Source organism: Streptomyces flavotricini, assembly GCF_020639365.1.
GTDB lineage: Bacteria > Actinomycetota > Actinomycetes > Streptomycetales > Streptomycetaceae > Streptomyces > Streptomyces flavotricini.
This window is the reverse complement of the sequence record NZ_JAINUL010000001.1, coordinates 3,435,397-3,454,448: the sequence shown is the minus strand read 5'-3', so window position 1 is coordinate 3,454,448 and position 19,052 is coordinate 3,435,397. Positions and strand designations below refer to the sequence as shown.

Sequence of the window (19,052 nt, the reverse complement as noted above, 5' to 3'; positions counted from 1 at the left end):
TGGTCCGCGCCGCCCGCCGCCGCCGCGGCCTCTGACCCGGCCGCCCGGCCCGGTGGGCCCGGATCAGGGCTTCGGCCCGGCCCCGGCCGCCCGCCGGGGCGGCCGGGGGCCCCGGTCCTGTAGGAGGCTCCATACGCGTGGGTCGTACAGCCGGTCGAATCGGCTATACCGCGATGTGAGACCGGTGGTGCACGATGGCTGCATGGCACCGCACTTCGACCACCCCGGCGAGCAGGCCGCTCCGGACCCGATCCGGCTGCTCGAGATCCGCGAGACCCCGCTCTCGATAGACGAGGTCTTCAAGGCCGTCGGCGACGACGCGACGGGCGGCACCACGCTCTTCGTCGGCACGGTGCGCAACCACGACAGCGGGGCCGACGTCGACGCGCTCGGCTACTCCTGCCACCCGACGGCCGAGGCCGAGATGCGCCGCGTCGCCGAGCGCGTGATCGCCAAGTACCCGGTCCGCGCCCTGGCCGCCGTCCACCGCATCGGCGACCTGTCCGTCGGCGACCTCGCCGTGGTGGTGGCCGTGTCCTGCCCGCACCGCGGCGAGGCCTTCGAGGCCTGCCGGATGCTGATCGACGACCTGAAGCACGAGGTCCCGATCTGGAAGCACCAGACGTTCTCCGACGGCACGGAGGAGTGGGTCGGCGCCTGCTGAGGGCCCCGGGAGGAGCGGGCCGGCGCCTGCCGGGCCGCTCCGGCACCCCCGCGCGCGGGGCGGGTGGGGCGAACGGGTACTGTCCCACCCGTTCGGCCGCGCAACACGCCCTCGATTTGCGTAACCCCCCTCCGGGCACGAGCGTTGAAGCCACCAACGACACGTACTTTCGGGGCAGGGAGGCACGTCCATGGCGTCATTGGCGTGGTTGTTGATTCCGCTGTTCGCCGCCATCGGAGCGGCGATATGGGGCAGCTGGGCGGCTCGCGACCGCACGCAAGGTGACATATCAGAACTCGCGGGATACGCGAGGTTCCGTGAAGCCATGGACAAGGCCGATCAGGCCAGGGTGAAGGAAGCGGCCCATTCCGGTTCCGACGCGGTGTGACGCGTCCCGGGCGAGGCCCCCAGGCCCTGTGAGAATCCGCTGAGAGTTTCCGCGTACGGCCCCCGTACGGACCGGCCCCGGCGGCTGCTCGTCCGGGCCGTCACGTACTGTCGATCCATGCCACGCCGCACTGCGACGATGCTCGCCTCCACCCTCCTGCTGTTCGCGCTGCTCTGCGCAGGGGTGTTCATCAAGGTCCCGTACTCGGAAATGAGCCCGGGCCCGACCGTGAACACGCTCGGGGACTCGCGCGGCGAGCCCGTCATCAGCATCGCGGACCACAAGACGTACCCGACCAGCGGGCACCTCAACATGACGACCGTCCGCGTCACCGGCGCCGACTACGACATGAACCTGCTGGAAGCCGTCTACGGCTGGCTGTCCGACGACAACATCGTCGTCCCGCACGAGAACCTCTACCCGGGCGGCAAGACGGAGGAGCAGTCCACCCAGGAGAACGCGGAGGAGTTCAGCCAGTCGCAGGAGAGCGCCAAGGTGGCCGCCCTCAAGCAGCTGGGCACGCCGGGCGTCACCACCCGCGTCGTGGTCTCCACCGTCGTCAAGGGCAGCCCCGCCGAGGGCAAGCTGCACGCCGGTGACGTGATCCGGGCGGTCGACGGCAGCCCGGTGGGCGCCCCCGAGGACGTGGCCAAGTTCGTCACCAAGCGCAAGGCCGGCGAGCAGGTGGAGTTCACCATCGTGCCGGCCGCCGAGGCGGCCGAGGCCGAGAAGGCGCGCCGCGAGCCCACCGGCTCGTCCAAGGTCGTGATCACCACTGCCAAGGCGGAGGGCGACGGGCACGCCATCGTCGGCATCCGGGCGGGCACCGACCACACCTTCCCGTTCAACATCGACATCAAGCTGGCCGACGTCGGCGGCCCGAGCGCGGGCCTGATGTTCGCCCTCGGCATCGTCGACAAGCTCACCCCTGGCGACCTGACCGGCGGCAAGTTCGTCGCGGGCACCGGCACCATCGACGACGCGGGCAAGGTCGGCCCCATCGGCGGCATCCAGATGAAGACGATCGGCGCCCGCCAGGCCGGCGCCCAGTACTTCCTGACGCCCGCCGAGAACTGCGGCTCCGCCTCCGAGCACGTCCCCGACGGCCTGACCCTGGTGAAGGTCGACACCATCGACGACGCAACGAAGGCGTTGGAGAAGATCGGCAAGGGGGACACGGCCGGGCTGCCGCAGTGCGGCAAGCCCTGACCGATCCGCCGACCGGTCCGAAACCCGGGCTCAGTCCAGGAACGTCGCGGCCAGCGCCTCGGCCAGGCCCGGGACCAGGCTCGCGCCGGTCAGCACCTCGGTCGACGAGTCCTTCTCGCGCAGCCGTACCGCCGACTCCCGCGACCCGTCGCGCAGCACGCCCACGGTGAGCCGCACCTCCTGCCGGTCCGGGTGCGCGGCGACCCACTTGGCCAGCTGCTTGTCGCTGAGCCCCTCCGGTACGGAGGCCTCCGCGGACGGCGGCAGCATCAGCCGCTCCACCGTCAGCGCGCAGCCCACGATCGACGGGGGCCAGGCGATGGTTCCCAGGAACTTGTCCAGCGGCGTGCCCTTCGGCACCTCGTCCTGCTCGATCGGGGTGAGCTGGCTCTTGCCCGCGTCGTCCTGGTCGAGGCCGAGCTGGCCCGCGAGCCGCGGCTCCGACTTGCGCAGCTTGGCGGTGTCGACGAGCGCGAACAGCCGGGCGGGCTTGTCCCAGCCGAGGGAGGAGGCGTACTCGTCGATCTCGAGGACGGCACGCGTCAGGGGGGTGGCGGCCATCGGCGTGCCGCCCTGGGAAGGCGAAAGGTTGGACATGGACCACATCCTGCCTCCTTTCCGCCCGATAGCGGGAACTGACTAAAGCCTCAGTAAGTTGCATGAGTGGGCCCTACCATCGGGGGCCCAGCTTTTGAAATGTCCCGCAACGAGACTCAGCGACTTTCGAGGTGCGCACCTTGGCTTTCCAGATGCCGGACCGCGGCGGAGGCCCCTCCGGGCCACGGATGAGAGTCGGCCGCCCCTCCCGGCGCGCCCGGACTCTTCTGATGACCTTGGGCGTGCTGGCCGTGCTGGCCATGGCGTTCATCATGTTCGCGGGCTTCTGGACGGACTGGCTCTGGTTCCGCTCCGTGAAGTACTCGACCGTCTTCACCACCACCCTGTGGACCAAGATCGGCCTCTTCGCCGTCTTCGGCCTGCTGATGGCCGGTGCCGTCGGGTTCAACATCTGGCTGGCGTACCGGCTGCGGCCGCCGCTGTCCGCGATGTCGATGGAGCAGCAGAGCCTCGACCGCTACCGGATGAGCGTCGCCCCGTACAAGAAGTGGCTGCTCCTCGGAATCGCGGCGCTCGTCGGCATGATCGCGGGCGCCTCGGCGGCGGGCCAGTGGAAGACCTGGCTGATGTACGTGAACGGGGTGCCCTTCGGGCAGAAGGACCCCCAGTTCCACCTTGACGTGTCGTTCTACACCTTCGACCTGCCCTGGTACCGCTTCCTGCTCGGCTTCGGCTTCGCCGCGGTCGTGCTGTCGGTGATCGCCGCGGTCGTCGTCCACTACCTCTACGGCGGACTGCGCGTGACGAGCCCGGGCGCCCGGGCCACCGCCGCCGCGACCGGGCACCTGTCGGTGCTGCTCGGCCTCTTCGTGACGCTGAAGGCGATCGCGTACTGGCTCGACCGCTACGGCCTCGCCGTGAAGTCCAGCGACTTCAAGGCCGCGGACAACTGGACCGGCCTGCGCTACGTCGACGCGAACGCGTACCTGCCGGCGAAGACGATCCTCGTCGCCATCGCCGCCATCTGCGCCGCGCTGTTCTTCGCGACGCTGTGGCGCCGCACCTGGCAGCTGCCGGTCATCGGCTTCGGCCTGATGGTGCTCTCGGCGATCCTGATCGGCGGGCTGTACCCGGCGATCGTGCAGAAGTTCCAGGTCCAGCCGAACGAGCAGGCCAAGGAATCGCCGTACGTCGAGAAGAACATCAAGGCCACGCGCGACGCCTACGGGATCGACCAGGCGGACGTCAAGGACTACCCGGGCGTCCCGCAGACCGAGGACAAGACCAAGCTGCGCGAGGCGGCGAACACCACCGCCAGCGTCCGGCTCCTCGACCCGAACATCGTCTCCCCGGCCTTCCAGCAGCTCCAGCAGGTCAAGGGCTACTACGCCTTCCCGTCCACGCTCGCCGTGGACCGGTACAGCGGCCAGGACACGGTCATCGGGCTGCGCGAGCTGAACATCGGCGGCATCCCGAAGAACAACTGGATCAACGACCACTTCAAGTACACGCACGGCTACGGCGTGGTCGCCGCCAAGGGCACCACCGTCAAGGACGGCGCCCCCGACTTCACGCAGTCCGACCTGCCCTCCAAGGGCATGTTCGGCACGGACTTCGAGCAGCGCATCTACTACGGCGAGCAGACGAAGCAGTACTCGATCGTCGGCGGGCCGCAGAAGGAGCTCGACTACTCGGACGACAAGGGCGAGAAGGAGACGAGCTACAAGGGCGACTCCGGCGTCAACCTCGACAACCCGGTCAACCGGGCGGCGTACGCGCTCGCGTTCAGCGAGCCGCAGATCCTGTACTCCGGCGCCATCGGCGACGGCTCGCGGATCCTCTACCACCGCACGCCCAAGGAGCGAGTCGAGGCCGTCGCCCCCTGGCTGACCATCGACGGCGCCCCGTACCCGGCGGTCGTCGACGGCCGGATCAAGTGGATCGTCGACGCGTACACGACGACCAACGGCTACCCGTACGCCTCGCGCACCACGCTGGGCCAGAGCACCGCCGACTCCCTCACCAACAGCCAGCGTGCCGTGGTGGCGCAGGAGAACCAGGTCAACTACATCCGCAACTCGGTCAAGGCCACCGTCGACGCGTACGACGGAACGGTCAACCTGTACCAGTGGGACACCGAGGACCCCGTCCTCAAGACCTGGATGAAGGCGTTCCCGGGAACGGTCAAGCCCAAGAGCGACATCTCCAAGCCGCTCATGGACCACCTGCGCTACCCGCAGGACCTCTTCAAGGTCCAGCGCGAGCTGCTCACCCGGTACCACGTGACCGACCCGCAGACGTTCCTCAGCGGCAGTGAGGCCTGGGCCGTCCCGGACGACCCGACGACCAAGGCCGGGACGGCGGTCCCGCCGTACTACCTGTCGATGAAGATGCCGGGCCAGAAGGAGAAGGACCAGGTCTTCTCGCTCACGACGACGTTCACGCCGAACGAGCGCGACAACCTGAGCGCCTTCATGGCGGTCAACGCCGATCCGGGCACCCCGGACTACGGCAAGATCAGAATCCTGAAGCTGCCGACCAGCAAGCCGGTCGACGGCCCCAAGCAGGTCCAGAGCAAGTTCCAGTCGGAGCCGAAGATCGCCGAGTCGATCCGGCTGCTGCGCGGCGGCGACTCCGAGGTGGAGTACGGCAACCTGCTCGCGGTGCCGCTCGACGGCGGAATGCTGTACGTGGAGCCGGTGTACGTGCGCAGTTCGGGGCTGAAGTACCCGCTGCTGCGCAAGGTGCTGGTGACGTACGGGAACCAGACGGCGTTCGAGGACAGCCTGGAGAAGGCGTTGAACGTGGTCTTCGGGGCGGAGGCGCCGACGGTGCCGACGACTCCGGTGACCCCGCCGGGCGAGGGCACCACCACGCCCCCGACCGCCACGGACCCGACGGTCAAGACGGCACTCGACGACGCGAAGAAGGCGATCGAGGCGGCGGAGAAGGCCCGCCAGGCCGGCGACTGGGCGGCCTTCGGCAAGGCGCAGGACGACATCAAGGCGGCGCTGCAGCGGGCGATCGACGCGGAGGCGAAGCTGACGACCCCGAAGCCCGGCACGTAGCCGGCGGGGGTGCTGTTTCGGTAATGGCTCGGTCCCGCGTCGTGATACTGTGGTTTCACCGACGCGGGGTGGAGCAGCTCGGTAGCTCGCTGGGCTCATAACCCAGAGGTCGCAGGTTCAAATCCTGTCCCCGCTACTGAAGATGAAGGCCCGGATCCATGGGATCCGGGCCTTCGTCATGTCCTGGTTCATCAAGTCGTTCGTCATGTCCAGGGGGACACGCGGGGGTCATGAGATAGCTGAGACGGGTGAGTTGGGGTGGGAGCGTGTTTGACTTATCTCTCTGTGGGCATGTCGACAAAACGCTGTAGTGACCTCACAGGCTGCGACATACCAGGTGTACGCGGGTAGCAGGTGATGCGACGATGGGATATATGGGGGACAGGTCAACTCTGCTGGAGACAGGGCGGTTTGTGAGGGCGGAAGTCGAATCGGGCGCAGAGGCCAACGAGGAGGCTCCGGTCGTTAACGCGCAGACCGCACTGACCGATGCGGATTTCGCGGAGGAAATGTTCGCCGAGACGGACCCGGCGAGCGACACCGAGCTGGAAGCACGGCACCGGGTCGCGGCCGACCGGGGGGACCCGGGCGCGATGAGCGTGCTCGGGGCGCTGCTGCTGCGCCGCGGCGACCTGGCCGGGGCCGAGCCGTACCTGCGCGGCGCCACCGCGGAAGGGGACCGCGCGGCCGCGAACAACCTCGGCGTGCTGCTGCTCCAGCGCGGCTACCCCGAGGAGGCCGCCGGCTGGTGGCGGGTCGCCGCCGTGGCCGGATCCGCCCCGGCCGCACACGCCCTGGGCCGCCACTTCCGCGAGCGCGGGGACGAGCCCGCCGCCGAGTACTGGCTCCGCCAGGCGGCGGAGTCCGGCCACGCCCTGGGCGCGTACGGGCTCGCCGACCTGCTGGAGCACCGCGGTGACAAGGGTGTCGAGCGCTGGCTGCGCCAGGCCGCCGAGCAGGGGCACCGCGAGGCCGCCTACCGGCTGGCCCGGCACCTGCGCAAGGGCGACCCCGCCGAGGCCGAGCAGTGGTACCGGCAGGCCGCCGCGCGCGGCCACCGCAGGGCGGCACTGCACCTGGGCGCCCTCCTGGAGGCGCGCGGGGAGCTCAAGGAGGCCGGGCGCTGGTACCTGACCTCCGCCAAGCAGGGCGAGGCGCGGGCCGCGTGCGCGCTCGGCTTCCTGCTGCGCGACGCCGGCGACGAGGAGAGCGCCGTCGCGTGGTGGAACCGGGCCGCGCAGGACGGGGACGGCAACGCCGCCAACGCGCTGGGCGCCCTGCACGCCGCGCGGGGAGAGACCCAGACCGCGGAGAAGTGGTACCGCACCGCCATGGACGCGGGCGACCAGAACGGGGCGTACAACCTTGCTTTGCTGTGCGCCGCACAGGAGCGGACCGCGCAGGCCGAGCAGTGGTACCGGCGGGCGGCCTACGCCGGCCACCGGGAGGCCGCCAACGCCCTCGCGATCATGCTGCTGCAGGTCGGCGACGCCGCCGGCGCCGAGCCGTGGTTCTCGAAGGCGGCCGAGGCGGGCAGCGTGGACGCCGCGTTCAACCTCGGGATCCTGTTCGCGAGCCGGGACGAGGACCGGACGGCGCTGAAGTGGTACGAGCGGGCCGCGTCGGCGGGCCACACCGACGCCGCGCTCCAGGTCGGCATCGCGCTGGTCCGCGACGGCGAGGACCGGGCGGCCGAGCGGCACCTGCGCTGCGCCGCGGGCGGCGGCAGCGCGGAGGCGGCGTTCCGGCTGGCCTCGCTGCTGGAATCGCTGGCTCCGCCGCCGGAGCCGGTGGCGCTGGGCGAGCCGGTCGGCGGTGCCCCGAAGTCCGAGAGCGAGGAGTGGTACGAGCGGGCCGCGGAGCTGGGGCACCGGCGCGCGCAGGTGCGGGTCGGGATGCTGGCGGCGGCGCGGGGCGACCTCGCCGTCGCCGCACGGTGGTACCGGGAGGCGGCCGAGGCCGGCTCCCGCAACGGGGCGTTCAACCTCGGGCTGCTGCTGGCGCGCGAGGGGAACGAGCCGGAGGCCGCGCTGTGGTGGACCCGGGCCGCGGTCGCGGGCCACGGCCGGGCGGCGCTGCGGCTGGGGCTGCTCGCGGCGCGGCACGGGGACCTGGCCGAGGCGCAGAAGTGGTGCGTCCGGGCCATGGAGCTGGGCCCGGCGGAGGTTTCCGAGCGGGCGGCCCGGCTCCGCGAGGCCCTGGCGGAAGAGCTTTCCGCTTAACGTTCGGGCTCCGCCGAGCCGGAACGTTAAGCGATTTGCATCTGTGGGGTGGCCTCACGTAAAGTCGTGTTTACCGACGCGGGGTGGAGCAGCTCGGTAGCTCGCTGGGCTCATAACCCAGAGGTCGCAGGTTCAAATCCTGTCCCCGCTACTGAAGACTGAAGGCCCGGATCCTCTGGATCCGGGCCTTCAGTCGTTTCGGGTCGTGAACGGCGTGGACGAAGGGCCCGGGAGCATCGCTCCCGGGCCCTTCGTCGTCCGTCGTCACGCCCCGGCGCAGGCCGGGCACAAGCCGCGGTACGTCACCTCGACCGCCGACACCACGAACCCGAAGCGCTCCGCGTCCGGCAGGTCGGCCATCGGGTTGCCCGCCGGATGCACGTCGCGGATCGCGCCGCACTGCGCGCACACCAGGTGCTGGTGGGGCTTGTGGGCGTTCGGGTCGTAGCGCTTGGCCCGGCGGTCCGTGGAGACCTCCAGGACCTCGCCGAGGGACACCAGCTCGCCCAGCGTGTTGTAGACGGTGGCGCGCGAGATCTCCGGCAGCTTGTCCACCGCGCGTGCGTGCACCTCGTCGGCCGTCAGGTGAACGTGGTCACCGTCGAGCACCTCGGCCACGACGCGCCGCTGTGCGGTCATGCGCCATCCGCGTCCGCGAAGTCGTTCCAGCAGGTCACTCATGGACACCAGCCTAACAGCGAGGGATTCGGTGTAACTCCCGAACCTGTGCGGACTTGGAACCTTACTTGACCTAGACAAAGTCCATTGTAGGATCGAATCGACAGGGCCAAGGACAGGCACATGGCAGGAATGACGCAGGAGGCGCACGTGACGCAGGGACCGCTCACCACGGAGGCCGGGGCTCCGGTCGCCGACAACCAGAACAGCGAGACGGCCGGCGTCGGTGGCCCCGTCCTGGTCCAGGACCAGCTGCTCCTCGAGAAGCTGGCCCACTTCAACCGCGAGCGCATCCCGGAGCGCGTGGTGCACGCCCGCGGCGCCGGCGCGTACGGCACCTTCACGCTCACCCGTGACGTCTCGCAGTGGACCCGGGCGAAGTTCCTGTCCGAGGTCGGCAAGGAGACCGAGACGTTCCTGCGCTTCTCCACCGTCGCGGGCAACCTCGGCGCGGCCGACGCGGTGCGCGACCCCCGCGGCTGGGCCCTGAAGTTCTACACCGAAGAGGGCAACTACGACCTCGTCGGCAACAACACCCCGGTGTTCTTCATCAAGGACGCCATCAAGTTCCCGGACTTCATCCACACCCAGAAGCGCGACCCGTACAGCGGCTCGCAGGAGGCGGACAACGTCTGGGACTTCTGGGGTCTGTCGCCCGAGTCCACCCACCAGGTGACCTGGCTCTTCGGCGACCGCGGCATACCGGCGTCCTACCGCCACATGAACGGCTACGGCTCGCACACGTTCCAGTGGAACAACGAGGCCGGCGAGGTCTTCTGGGTCAAGTACCACTTCAAGACCGACCAGGGCATCAAGAACCTCACCCAGGCCGAGGCCAACGCCCTCGCCGGCGAGGACCCCGACTCGCACCAGCGCGACCTGCGCGAGTCCATCGAGCGCGGCGAGTTCCCGACCTGGACCGTTCAGGTCCAGATCATGCCGGCGGCCGACGCGGCGGAGTACCGCTTCAACCCGTTCGACCTCACCAAGGTGTGGCCGCACGAGGACTACCCGCCGATCGAGATCGGCAAGCTGGAGCTCAACCGCAACCCGGAGAACGTCTTCGCCGAGGTCGAGCAGTCGATCTTCTCCCCGGCGCACTTCGTCCCCGGCATCGGTCCTTCCCCCGACAAGATGCTCCAGGGCCGCCTCTTCGCGTACGGCGACGCCCACCGCTACCGCGTCGGCATCAACGCCGACCACCTGCCGGTGAACCGCCCGCACGCCACCGAGGCGCGCACCAACTCGCGTGACGGCTTCCTGTACGACGGCCGCCACAAGGGCGCGAAGAACTACGAGCCGAACAGCTTCGGCGGCCCGGCCCAGACCGACCGCCCGCTGTGGCAGCCCGTCCCGGTCACCGGCGGCACGGGCAACCACGCCGCCCCGGTCCACTCCGAGGACGACGACTTCGTCCAGGCGGGCGACCTCTACCGCCTGATGTCCGAGGACGAGCAGGCCCGTCTGATCGAGAACCTGTCCGGCTTCATCGCCAAGGTCTCCCGTGACGACATCGCCGAGCGTGCGATCAACAACTTCCGCCAGGCGGACGCCGACTTCGGCAAGCGGCTCGAGGCCGCGGTCCAGGCCCTTCGCGGCTGACGGGACCCGCTCGCCGAGAGTTGAAGGGCCGGACCCCGACGGGGTCCGGCCCTCCGGCTTTACGCCGGTACGGTGCTGCGCCGGGCCGGTACCCAGCAGCGGATCACGTCGCGCACGGACACGATGCCGACGGGGCCGCCGTGCTCCAGCACGATCAGATGGCGGAAGCCGCCGCGGACCATCGCCTCGGCGGCCTCCTGGACGGTGGCCTGCGGGGTGCAGAACACCACGTTGTTGGTGGTGTGCGCGCCCACGTTCTCCCGGTCGGGATCGTGGCCCGCGCCGATGGAGTTGAGGATGTCGCGCTCGGTCAGGATGCCGATGCCGCTGTGGTCGGGATCGAGGACGACTGCCGCGCCGACCCGACGGCCGGACATCAGACAGGCCGCCTGCCTGAGGGTGTGGGCGGGTCCGAGGGTGAGGATCACGGTGCTCATGGCGTCGCGGACGAGCATGAAGGGAGCCACCTCCTGGGGAGAGTCCTCCGCGCACTTAGAGAAGGTCTTCACAAGCGCACAAGCGGAGGAGTCTCAGATTCCCATGGGCACGGAGGGTCAACAAGAGGGCGCACCCGGTCGTCCGGATGCAGGACCCCGACGGCTCGCGCGGCTCAGGCGCGCGGGCGCAGATGCCCCAGCATCTCCTCGTGCAACAGCCCGTTCGAGGCGGCCGCGTTCCCGCCGTGTACGCCCTCCACGCCGTCCAGGTCGGTGAACCGGCCACCCGCCTCCTGGACCACGACCGCGATGGCCGCCATGTCCCACAGGTTCAGCTCCGGCTCGGCGCACAGGTCCAGCGAGCCCTCGGCGACCATCATGTACGGCCAGAAATCGCCGTAGCCGCGGGTGCGCCAGCACTGCCGGGTCAGCTCCAGGAACCCGGCGAGCCGGCCCTGTTCCTCCCAGCCGCCCAGCGAGGAGTAGGCGAACGAGGCGTCACCGAGGGCGCCGACCTTCGAGACGCCGAGCGGTACGGGCGCACCGCCCAGCGCACCGCCGGCGTACGCGCCCCTGCCCTGCGCCGCCCACCAGCGGCGGCCCAGCGCCGGCGCCGAGACCACGCCGACCACGGGCCGGAAGACCCCGTCGGGGCCCTCCTCCATCAGCGAGATCAGCGTCGCCCAGACGGGGACGCCCCGCACGTAGTTCTTCGTGCCGTCGATCGGGTCCACGACCCAGCGGCGCGGGCCGCTGCCCTTGAGCCCGTACTCCTCGCCCAGGATCGCGTCGTCCGGCCGCGCGGCCTCGATCCCGGCGCGGACGATCTCCTCCGCGGCCTTGTCCGCCTCGCTCACCGGGGTCATGTCCGGCTTCGTCTCGACCTTCAGGTCGAGGGCGCGGAACCGCTGCATCGTGGCGGCGTCCGCCGCGTCGGCGAGCTCAAGGGCGAGGCGGAGGTCATCGTCATACTCGGGCATGCTCGAACAGTATCGGGACTGCCCACGGGCGGCGAACGGCGTCCACGGTGCGACCCTCCGGCGCCCTTGACAGGATCTGTCGGTCCGTCAACTCTGGCGGGGGAGCCGAGCGGGGAATCGGAGCGGGGGAAGTCGAGCGGGGAGGCGCGCATGCCGGCAGCCCGGGAGTCCTTGCTGGAAGCGGCGGGAGCGGCGCTCTTGGCGCGCCCCTGGCCGTCCGTGCGGATGGTCGACGTGGCCGCCACCGCCGGGGTGTCCCGGCAGACCCTCTACAACGAGTTCGGCGGCAAGGCCGGGCTGGGCAGGGCCCTCGTGCGCCGCGAGGCCGACTGGTACCTCGAAGGGGTGGACCGGGTCCTGCGCTCCCCGGCCGCCGCCGCCGAGCGGCTCGCCTCGGTCGCCGAGTGGACCGTACGGGCGGCCCGCGCGCGTCCCCTCGTACGGGCGCTGCTGACCGGGTGCTGGGACGGGAACCTGCCGATGCCGCCCGGGCAGGGAGTGCGGCCGGGAGTTCCGGCCCCCGGGCCCGGGGAGCTCGCCCGGGCCGTCCGCGACCGGGCCTCGGCCACGCTCGGCCCGGAGGAGGGGGCGCAGCACTGCGAGCTCGCCGTACGCCTCGCCCTCTCGTACGTGATCGCGCCGGGCGAGGAGCCGGGGCTGGGGGAACTGATGCGGCTGCTGCGCCTGCTCAGTGAGCCGAACCGGACAGCTGCAGGCCGATCACGCCCAGGATGACCAGCGAGATCGAGACGAGTTTGAGCGTCGAGACGAGGTCGCCGAGGAAGACCATGCCGTAGATGGCCGTTCCGGCGGCCCCGATGCCCGTCCACACCGCGTAGGCCGGGCCCACGTCCAGCTTCTTCAGCGCCAGGGTCAGCAGTCCGAAGCTGCCCAGGGCGAAGGCGGCGAAGGCGATGGTCGGCCACAGCCGGGTGAACCCGTGCGACAGCTTGAGGCAGACCGCGAAGCCGGTCTCCAGGATTCCGGCGACGACCACCAGCAGCCAGGCCATGGCGAATGCCTCCCGCGTCAGGTGACGTCGTGTCACGTGGTGCGATTATGCATTTACCAGGCCCGGCGCGTGGCAAACCCCGCCGGACGATCAGTCTCCTTCGCGGCGCTCGCGGGTCTCCAGCAGCCGCCGCAGCGAGTACAGCCGGGCCGGATCGGCGTGGCCGTCCTCCACCCACTTGTCCAGCGCGCAGTCCTGCTCGTCGTGGCTGCAGGCCCGCGGACAGTCCTCCGTACCGGGAACGAGGTCGGGGAAGGCCAGGATCACCCGGGACGGGTCCACGTGGTGCAGGCCGAAGGAGCGCACGCCCGGGGTGTCGATGACCCAGCCGTCGCCGCCCGGCAGCGGCAGCGCGAGCGCCGAGGTGGTGGTGTGCCGGCCGCGGCCGGTCACCGCGTTGACGTGCCCGGTGGCGCGCTGACGGCCCTCGGCGACCAGCGAGTTCACCAGCGTGGTCTTGCCGACGCCCGAGTGGCCGACGAAGGCGGTGATCCGCCCGTTCAGGCGCTCGCGCACCCGGTCGGCGGCGTCGCCCGTCGCCAGCTCCTCGCGGTTGGTCACCACGTAGTTCAGGCCGAAGGTGGAGTAGATCTCCAGGATCTTGTCCGCGGAGGTCAGGTCCGACTTCGTGAGCACCAGCAGCGGCTCCAGCCCGGCGTCGTACGCGGCCACCAGACAGCGGTCGATCATCCGGGGCCGCGGCTCCGGGTCGGCCAGCGCCGTGACGATCGCCAGCTGGTCCGCGTTGGCGACGACCACCCGCTCGTACGGGTCGTCGTCGTCCGCGGTGCGCCGCAGGACGGACTTGCGCTCCTCGATCCGCACGATCCGCGCGAGGGTGTCCTTCTTGCCGGTCAGATCGCCGACGATCCAGACGCGGTCACCGACCACCGCCGCCTTGCGGCCCAGCTCGCGGGCTTTCATCGCGTGGATGGTGCGGCCGTCGACCAGGCAGGTCAGCCGGCCGCGGTCGACGGTCAGGACGAAGCCCTCGGCCGCGTCCTCGTGTTTGGGCCGGATGGTGGTCCGGGGCCGGTTGCCCTTGGGGTTGGGCCGCTGGCGGATGTCGTCCTCGTCGGTGTTCTTGCCGTACCTGCGCATGACGGGGCCCTACGCTCCCGCTACCCGCGCCGTTTGGCCGAGCATGTCGGCCCACATCTTCGGGAAGTCCGGCAGGGTCTTCGCGGTCGTCGCCACGTTCTCGATCTCCACGCCCTGCACGGCCAGGCCGATCACCGCGCCCGCGGTGGCCATCCGGTGGTCGTCGTACGTGTGGAACACGCCGCCGTGCAGCGGACGCGGGCGGATGTGCAGGCCGTCGGCGGTCTCGGTGACCTCGCCGCCGAGCCCGTTGATCTCCGCGGTCAGCGCCGCCAGCCGGTCCGTCTCGTGCAGCCGCAGGTGCGCCACCCCGCGCAGCGTGGAGGGGGAGTCGGCCAGCGCCGCGACGGCCGCGATGCCCGGGGTGAGCTCACCGACCTCGCCCAGGTCCACGTCGATGCCGTGGATCTTGCCGCTGCCCGTGAAGACCAGGCCCGCGTCGGTCAGCTCGCAGGAGCCGCCCATCTCCGTGAAGATGCGGCGCAGCTCGTCGCCGGGCTGCGTGGTGCGGCGCGGCCAGTCGGGGATGGTGACCGTACCGCCCGTGATCAGCGCGGCCGCCAGGAACGGCTGCGCGTTCGACAGGTCCGGCTCCACGACCACGTCACGGCCCAGCAGCGCGCTCGGCGCGACCCGCCACACGTTCGGCTCGCCGCCCGCCTCGGGGGTGTCGACCTGGGCGCCCGCCGCGCGCAGCATCTCCACCGTCATCCGGATGTGCGGCATCGACGGCAGGGTGGTGCCGGTGTGCCGGACCTCGACGCCCTGGTTGAAGCGCGGGCCCGACAGCAGCAGCGCCGAGACGAACTGCGAGGAGTTGGAGGCGTCGATCTCTACGACGCCTCCCTCCAGCGCCCCGCCGCCCTGGACGGTCAGCGGCAGCGCGCCCCGGCCGTCGTCGTCGATCCGGGCGCCGAGGGTGCGCAGGGCGCTGATGACCTGGCCGAGCGGGCGCTCGTAGGAGCGCGGGTCGCCGTCGAAGCGGATGTCGCCGGCGGCCAGGGTGGCGACGGGCGGCAGGAAGCGCATGACCGTGCCCGCGTTGCCGACGTCGATGGTGGCCGGGCCGTGCAGGGCGGCCGGGATGACCCGCCAGGCTTCGCCGCCGGAGCCGTCGCCGGAGCTGGAGGAGGCGGTCTCCTCGATGCCGACGCCGAGTGCGCGCAGGGCGTCCGACATCAGCTGGGAGTCGCGCGAGCGCAGCGGGCGGCGCACCCAGCCCGGCTCGGCGGCGAGCGCGGCGAGGACGAGGGCGCGGTTGGTGACCGACTTCGACCCGGGCACGGTCACGGTGGCGTGGACGGTGCCGTCGGCGAGCGGAGCGGGCCAGAGGGCGGGGAGCGCGGGGGTCTCGGTCATGGCCCCCACTTTAGTGGCTCGTCCCGGGCCCAGATCTTGATCGCACGCTGGTCTCGGAGGTTGGACGCGGAGTTCGGGCACGGACGCCTGACGCGGCCGCCGGCCGCCGGACACCGGACGTCGGGCTCGGACGTCGGACCCGGACGTCGGACGGACGGCTCAGAGGCCGAGGAGCCAGCGCCCGCCGCCGATCAGCGAGCACAGTGCGACGGCGTGGAAGAGGAGCAGCCAGGCCACGGGGTGGACGTGCGTGAGCCGCCCCAGCTGGTCGGCGTCGGAATCCGGCGCCCCGCCGTGCCGGCGCTTGGCCCCCAGCTCGAAGACCGGCCGCACCCCGCCGAGCAGCAGGAACCACACCACCAGGTACGCGAAGACCGCCTGGACCTCGGCCGGGGCCAGCCAGGAGACCATCACGAACGCGGCGCCCGACAGCACCACCGTCAGGGCGCCGTACGCGTTGCGGATCATCACCAGCATCGCCAGCAGCAGGGCGGTGGCCGCCCACAGCAGCAGCGTGATCCGGTGGGCCGACAGCAGGGCGGCCCCGCCGAGCCCGAGCAGCGAGGGCGCCGTGTACCCGGCCGCGGCGGTCAGGATCATCCCGAGCCCGGTCGGCTTGCCGCGGCTGACGGTGACCCCGCTGGTGTCGGAGTGCAGCCGGATCCCGTCGAGCCTCCGGCCGGTCAGCAGCGCCAGCAGCCCGTGGCCGCCCTCGTGGGCGATGGTCACCGCGTTGCGTGACAGCCGCCACAGCGGGCGCGGCCCCACGGCGACCAGGGCGACGACGCCCGTCACGATCACCAGCCACAGGGCCGGCGGGGTCTGTATGCCCGTGAGCCGGTCCCACAGGCCGGCGGTCGCGGAGCTGTCCGTGGTGCTGTTCATGGAGTGGCGGACTCCTTGCGGTGGTGGGCGGGTGGGATGGCAGTCTGGCAGCCATGTGCGGACGGTATGCAGCGAGTCGTAAGCCGGAGGACCTGGTGGAGGCCTTCGGCATCGAGAAGTGGGAGCCCGAGGAGACCCTGGCCCCCGACTGGAACGTGGCGCCGACGAAAGAGGTCCACGTCGTCCTCGACCGTCCCGTGAAAGACGCTCCGGACCCGCGTCCGGTTCGTCAGCTGCGCACGGTGCGCTGGGGGCTCGTCCCCTCGTGGGCCAAGAACCCCGAGGGCGCCGCCCGGATGATCAACGCCCGGTCCGAGACCGTGGCGGAGAAGCCCTCCTTCCGCCGCCCCTTCGCGCAGCGCCGCTGCATCGTCCCCGCCGACGGCTACTACGAGTGGGTCACCGCCCACGACGAGCGGCAGCTGGAGGTCGAGGGCAAGAAGAAGCGGGCCCGCAAGCAGCCCTATTTCGTGCTCCCCGCCGACGGCTCCGTCTTCGCCATGGCCGGCGTGTACGAGTTCTGGCGCGACCCGACCCTCCCCGGCGACCACCCGCAGGCCTGGTGGGCCACCTGCTCCGTGATCACGGCCGAGGCCGAGACCGGGCCGCTGGGCGTCGCCCCCGCGGAGGGGCCCGCCTCGCTCGCCGAGATCCACCCCCGGATGCCGCTGATGCTGCCCCCGGACCGCTGGGACGCCTGGCTGGACCCGGCCCGGACCGACACCGACGAACTCCAGGCCCTGCTCGCGCCGCCGCCGGGCGGGCTGATGCGCGCCTACCCGGTCTCCACCGCCGTCAGCAACGTGCGCAACAACGGGCCCGAGCTGCTGCAGGAGCTGGCCGCGCCGGAGGAGGCCACGCTCTTCTAGCCGGGGCTTCCGCCCCCGGAGGGACGCCCCGGGCAGGATGGGCGCCATGACCACGCGCACGCGCACCGAGAGCGTCGACACCCCCGCGGGCGAGGCCCGCATCACCTGGCACCCCGTCCCCGCCGGTACGGCCGCACGCCTCGTGCTGGCCGTGAGCCACGGCGCCGGCGGCGGGATCGAGGCCCGCGACCTCGTGGCCCTGGCCGCCGCCCTGCCCGCCCACGGGGTCACCGTGGCGCTGGTCGAGCAGCCGTGGCGGGTGGCAGGGAAGAAGGTGGCCGCCGCGCCCAAGGTGCTGGACGAGGGCTGGCGGGGCCTGTGGCCGGCGCTGGCCGCACCCGGGCTGCCGGTGGTGGCGGGCGGCCGCAGCGCCGGGGCCCGGGTGGCCTGCCGTACCGCCGCGGAGCTGGGGGCGGCCGGGGTGCTGGCCCTGGCGATCCCGCTGCACCCGCCGGGCCGGCCCGAGAAGTCCCGGGCCGGTGAGCTCACCGGGGCCGGGCTGCCCACCCTGGTGGTCCAGGGCGGCCGGGACCCCTTCGGGCGGCCCGCGGAGTTCCCGCCGCCGACCGCGCAGGCACCGTACGAACTGGTGGAGGTCCCCTTCGGCGATCACGGTTTCGCCGTGCCGAAGAAGGCGGACCTGTCCCAGGACGAGGCCCTCGCGGTGATCACCGGGGCCGTCGCCGCATGGCTCGCCGGGCTCTCCCCGAGACGGGCGCGGTCCGGGGAGTGAGACGGACCCGGGGTGATCCGTACCACACCGTGGGCGCCCACCTGACAGAGGCCGTGGGAACGGGCCCCGGCGGGGAATGCGCGGCCCGACCCTTCTGTTGTGCGGGATGTCAGAACGCACGGGATCAGTCGGAGGAGAGGGAGCGCATGACCCAGGTCATCAGCCAGCACCGTCCGCAGGCGGCAGGCCTGGACTGGACGGTCCTGCCCGCGCCCAAGCGCCGCCCGCTTCAGGCGGCGGAGGGCCGGGATGGTCGACTATTCTCCGATTCGAGCGGGTCCGCTTTCGGAGCCGTCACGCAGTCGGAGGAGGTGGGTCCTGTCGCTGGGACCGACGAAGGCCACGCGGAGGAGACGACCCCGGAGCGCAACGCGCGCTTCGAGAGGGACGCCCTCGGCTACCTCGACCAGATGTACTCGGCCGCGCTGCGCATGACGCGCAATCCGGCCGACGCCGAGGACCTGGTCCAGGAGACGTATGCGAAGGCATACGCGTCCTTCCACCAGTTCCGCGAGGGCACCAACCTCAAGGCGTGGCTCTACCGCATTCTGACCAACACGTTCATCAACTCCTACCGCAAGAAGCAGCGTGAACCGCAGCGCAGCGCGGCCGAGGAGATCGAGGACTGGCAGCTGGCGCGCGCCGAGTCGCACATGTCGACGGGCCTTCGTTCCGCCGAATCGCAGGCGCTCGACCACCTGCCCGATTCGGATGTGAAGGAAGCGCTCCAGGCCATTCCGGAGGAGTTCCGCATCGCGGTCTATCTTGCCGACGTAGAGGGCTTTGCGTACAAGGAGATCGCGGACATCATGGGTACACCCATCGGTACGGTCATGTCGCGACTGCACCGTGGCCGCCGTCAACTCCGCGGAATGCTGGAGGACTACGCCCGTGAGCGCGGGCTGGTCCCCGCCGGCGCGGGAGAGTCGAACGACCTGAAAGGCTCGGGCTCATGAGCTGCGGAGAGCCGCACGAGACGGATTGCTCTGAGGTCCTGGACCACCTGTACGAGTTCCTGGACCACGAGATGCCGGACAGCGATTGCACGAAGTTCGAGACGCACTTCGGCGAATGCAATCCCTGCCTGGAGAAGTACGGCCTCGAGCAGGCCGTCAAGAAGCTGGTGAAGCGCTGCTGCGGTTCGGACGACGTGCCGACCGACCTGCGCTCGAAGGTCATGGGACGGATCGAGCTGATCCGTTCCGGTCAGGCCGTCCCCGAACACGACGTGACCGCGGACCCCGCCACCGGCTGATCGAACAACCACCCCTGGAAGCCGAATCGTTC

The 19,052-nt window shown here is 71.2% G+C and carries 19 protein-coding genes and 2 tRNA genes; 13 read left to right on the top strand and 8 right to left on the bottom strand.

What is annotated here, in order from left to right; genetic code table 11:
- Positions 1–202 precede the first annotated feature (202 nt).
- The 3 genes from K7B10_RS15380 (at position 203) to K7B10_RS15370 (ending at position 2,261) form a co-directional block, all read left to right on the top strand.
- Positions 203–664, top strand: coding sequence for a molybdenum cofactor biosynthesis protein MoaE (locus K7B10_RS15380; RefSeq protein WP_030859412.1), 462 nt, complete (start codon positions 203–205; stop codon positions 662–664).
- Positions 665–854: 190 nt separating this feature from the next.
- On the top strand, positions 855–1,052 hold the full coding sequence (locus K7B10_RS15375; protein ID WP_030859410.1) for a hypothetical protein: 198 nt from the start codon (positions 855–857) through the stop codon (positions 1,050–1,052).
- Positions 1,053–1,169: 117 nt separating this feature from the next.
- Positions 1,170–2,261, top strand: a complete 1,092-nt coding sequence (locus tag K7B10_RS15370) for a YlbL family protein (RefSeq protein ID WP_229336592.1) — start codon at positions 1,170–1,172, stop codon at positions 2,259–2,261.
- 30 nt (positions 2,262–2,291) lie between these two features.
- Here the strand turns inward: K7B10_RS15370 and K7B10_RS15365 are convergent, their stop codons facing one another.
- Positions 2,292–2,867, bottom strand: coding sequence for a PPA1309 family protein (locus K7B10_RS15365; RefSeq protein WP_229336591.1), 576 nt, complete (start codon positions 2,865–2,867; stop codon positions 2,292–2,294).
- A 143-nt stretch (positions 2,868–3,010) separates the two neighbouring features.
- On the opposite strand from K7B10_RS15365, the gene K7B10_RS15360 reads away from it, so the two are divergent.
- The 4 genes from K7B10_RS15360 (at position 3,011) to K7B10_RS15345 (ending at position 8,260) form a co-directional block, all read left to right on the top strand.
- Positions 3,011–5,887, top strand: a complete 2,877-nt coding sequence (locus K7B10_RS15360) for a UPF0182 family membrane protein (RefSeq protein ID WP_229345080.1) — start codon at positions 3,011–3,013, stop codon at positions 5,885–5,887.
- A 62-nt stretch (positions 5,888–5,949) separates the two neighbouring features.
- Positions 5,950–6,023: transfer RNA gene (locus tag K7B10_RS15355), tRNA-Met, on the top strand.
- 238 nt (positions 6,024–6,261) lie between these two features.
- Positions 6,262–8,109 (top strand): tetratricopeptide repeat protein, encoded by a 1,848-nt coding sequence (locus K7B10_RS15350; protein WP_030859404.1) that lies wholly within the window; start codon positions 6,262–6,264, stop codon positions 8,107–8,109.
- A gap of 77 nt (positions 8,110–8,186) precedes the next feature.
- Positions 8,187–8,260, top strand: a tRNA-Met gene (locus tag K7B10_RS15345).
- Between the two features lie 113 nt (positions 8,261–8,373).
- Here the strand turns inward: K7B10_RS15345 and K7B10_RS15340 are convergent.
- A complete protein-coding gene (locus K7B10_RS15340; protein ID WP_030859402.1) occupies positions 8,374–8,790 on the bottom strand; it encodes a Fur family transcriptional regulator in 417 nt (138 codons plus the stop codon).
- Between the two features lie 129 nt (positions 8,791–8,919).
- Here K7B10_RS15340 and K7B10_RS15335 point away from each other — a divergent pair, with 129 nt between their 5' ends.
- Positions 8,920–10,389 (top strand): catalase, encoded by a 1,470-nt coding sequence (locus K7B10_RS15335; protein WP_229345078.1) that lies wholly within the window; start codon positions 8,920–8,922, stop codon positions 10,387–10,389.
- A 59-nt stretch (positions 10,390–10,448) separates the two neighbouring features.
- On the opposite strand, the gene K7B10_RS15330 is transcribed toward K7B10_RS15335, so the two are convergent.
- Together K7B10_RS15330 and hisN are read right to left on the bottom strand one after the other, a co-directional pair.
- Positions 10,449–10,844 carry a CBS domain-containing protein gene (locus K7B10_RS15330; protein WP_030859397.1) on the bottom strand — a complete coding sequence of 132 codons (396 nt, stop codon included), beginning with the start codon at positions 10,842–10,844 and terminating at the stop codon, positions 10,449–10,451.
- A 155-nt stretch (positions 10,845–10,999) separates the two neighbouring features.
- Entirely contained in the window at positions 11,000–11,806 is an 807-nt protein-coding gene (hisN, locus tag K7B10_RS15325) for a histidinol-phosphatase (protein ID WP_229336589.1), read from the bottom strand.
- Positions 11,807–11,956: 150 nt separating this feature from the next.
- Here hisN and K7B10_RS15320 point away from each other — a divergent pair, with 150 nt between their 5' ends.
- On the top strand, positions 11,957–12,541 hold the full coding sequence (locus K7B10_RS15320; protein WP_229336588.1) for a TetR/AcrR family transcriptional regulator: 585 nt from the start codon (positions 11,957–11,959) through the stop codon (positions 12,539–12,541).
- On the opposite strand, the gene K7B10_RS15315 is transcribed toward K7B10_RS15320, so the two are convergent.
- The 4 genes from K7B10_RS15315 to K7B10_RS15300 form a co-directional block, all read right to left on the bottom strand.
- Positions 12,495–12,818 carry a DMT family transporter gene (locus K7B10_RS15315; RefSeq protein WP_030153546.1) on the bottom strand — a complete coding sequence of 108 codons (324 nt, stop codon included), beginning with the start codon at positions 12,816–12,818 and terminating at the stop codon, positions 12,495–12,497. The two genes, K7B10_RS15320 and K7B10_RS15315, sit on opposite strands and share 47 nt — an antisense overlap.
- Before the next feature lie 90 nt (positions 12,819–12,908).
- Positions 12,909–13,919: a ribosome small subunit-dependent GTPase A gene (rsgA, locus tag K7B10_RS15310; RefSeq protein ID WP_229336587.1), complete on the bottom strand. Its 1,011-nt coding sequence runs from the start codon at positions 13,917–13,919 to the stop codon at positions 12,909–12,911.
- Between the two features lie 9 nt (positions 13,920–13,928).
- Entirely contained in the window at positions 13,929–15,278 is a 1,350-nt protein-coding gene (gene aroA / locus K7B10_RS15305; RefSeq protein ID WP_229336586.1) for a 3-phosphoshikimate 1-carboxyvinyltransferase, read from the bottom strand.
- A 159-nt stretch (positions 15,279–15,437) separates the two neighbouring features.
- Entirely contained in the window at positions 15,438–16,163 is a 726-nt protein-coding gene (locus tag K7B10_RS15300) for a M50 family metallopeptidase (RefSeq protein WP_229336585.1), read from the bottom strand.
- A 53-nt stretch (positions 16,164–16,216) separates the two neighbouring features.
- Between K7B10_RS15300 and K7B10_RS15295 the strand changes: the two genes are divergently transcribed.
- The 4 genes from K7B10_RS15295 to rsrA all read left to right on the top strand — a co-directional run bounded on the left by K7B10_RS15295 (position 16,217) and on the right by rsrA (position 19,020).
- Positions 16,217–17,032, top strand: a complete 816-nt coding sequence (locus tag K7B10_RS15295) for an SOS response-associated peptidase (RefSeq protein WP_229336584.1) — start codon at positions 16,217–16,219, stop codon at positions 17,030–17,032.
- Between the two features lie 46 nt (positions 17,033–17,078).
- Positions 17,079–17,765: an alpha/beta hydrolase family protein gene (locus tag K7B10_RS15290; protein WP_229336583.1), complete on the top strand. Its 687-nt coding sequence runs from the start codon at positions 17,079–17,081 to the stop codon at positions 17,763–17,765.
- A gap of 311 nt (positions 17,766–18,076) precedes the next feature.
- Positions 18,077–18,721, top strand: a complete 645-nt coding sequence (locus K7B10_RS15285) for a sigma-70 family RNA polymerase sigma factor (RefSeq protein WP_008741505.1) — start codon at positions 18,077–18,079, stop codon at positions 18,719–18,721.
- Complete coding sequence (gene rsrA, locus K7B10_RS15280; RefSeq protein ID WP_048477498.1) at positions 18,718–19,020, top strand: mycothiol system anti-sigma-R factor; 303 nt, start codon at positions 18,718–18,720, stop codon at positions 19,018–19,020. Before K7B10_RS15285 ends, rsrA begins: the two co-directional genes overlap by 4 nt.
- Positions 19,021–19,052: the final 32 nt, after the last annotated feature.

Bases quoted from the DNA above. Each gene is read 5' to 3' on its own strand.
- rsgA (WP_229336587.1), bottom strand. From the start codon at position 13,919: ATGCGCAGGTACGGCAAGAACACCGACGAGGACGACATCCGCCAGCGG.
- K7B10_RS15295 (WP_229336584.1), top strand. From the start codon at position 16,217: ATGTGCGGACGGTATGCAGCGAGTCGTAAGCCGGAGGACCTGGTGGAG.
- K7B10_RS15315 (WP_030153546.1), bottom strand. From the start codon at position 12,818: ATGGCCTGGCTGCTGGTGGTCGTCGCCGGAATCCTGGAGACCGGCTTC.
- aroA (WP_229336586.1), bottom strand. From the start codon at position 15,278: ATGACCGAGACCCCCGCGCTCCCCGCCCTCTGGCCCGCTCCGCTCGCC.
- K7B10_RS15290 (WP_229336583.1), top strand. From the start codon at position 17,079: ATGACCACGCGCACGCGCACCGAGAGCGTCGACACCCCCGCGGGCGAG.
- K7B10_RS15335 (WP_229345078.1), top strand. From the start codon at position 8,920: ATGACGCAGGAGGCGCACGTGACGCAGGGACCGCTCACCACGGAGGCC.
- rsrA (WP_048477498.1), top strand. From the start codon at position 18,718: ATGAGCTGCGGAGAGCCGCACGAGACGGATTGCTCTGAGGTCCTGGAC.
- K7B10_RS15365 (WP_229336591.1), bottom strand. From the start codon at position 2,867: ATGTGGTCCATGTCCAACCTTTCGCCTTCCCAGGGCGGCACGCCGATG.
- K7B10_RS15375 (WP_030859410.1), top strand. From the start codon at position 855: ATGGCGTCATTGGCGTGGTTGTTGATTCCGCTGTTCGCCGCCATCGGA.
- K7B10_RS15350 (WP_030859404.1), top strand. From the start codon at position 6,262: ATGGGGGACAGGTCAACTCTGCTGGAGACAGGGCGGTTTGTGAGGGCG.
- K7B10_RS15340 (WP_030859402.1), bottom strand. From the start codon at position 8,790: ATGAGTGACCTGCTGGAACGACTTCGCGGACGCGGATGGCGCATGACC.
- K7B10_RS15380 (WP_030859412.1), top strand. From the start codon at position 203: ATGGCACCGCACTTCGACCACCCCGGCGAGCAGGCCGCTCCGGACCCG.
- K7B10_RS15360 (WP_229345080.1), top strand. From the start codon at position 3,011: ATGCCGGACCGCGGCGGAGGCCCCTCCGGGCCACGGATGAGAGTCGGC.
- hisN (WP_229336589.1), bottom strand. From the start codon at position 11,806: ATGCCCGAGTATGACGATGACCTCCGCCTCGCCCTTGAGCTCGCCGAC.
- K7B10_RS15320 (WP_229336588.1), top strand. From the start codon at position 11,957: ATGCCGGCAGCCCGGGAGTCCTTGCTGGAAGCGGCGGGAGCGGCGCTC.
- K7B10_RS15300 (WP_229336585.1), bottom strand. From the start codon at position 16,163: ATGAACAGCACCACGGACAGCTCCGCGACCGCCGGCCTGTGGGACCGG.
- K7B10_RS15330 (WP_030859397.1), bottom strand. From the start codon at position 10,844: ATGCTCGTCCGCGACGCCATGAGCACCGTGATCCTCACCCTCGGACCC.
- K7B10_RS15370 (WP_229336592.1), top strand. From the start codon at position 1,170: ATGCCACGCCGCACTGCGACGATGCTCGCCTCCACCCTCCTGCTGTTC.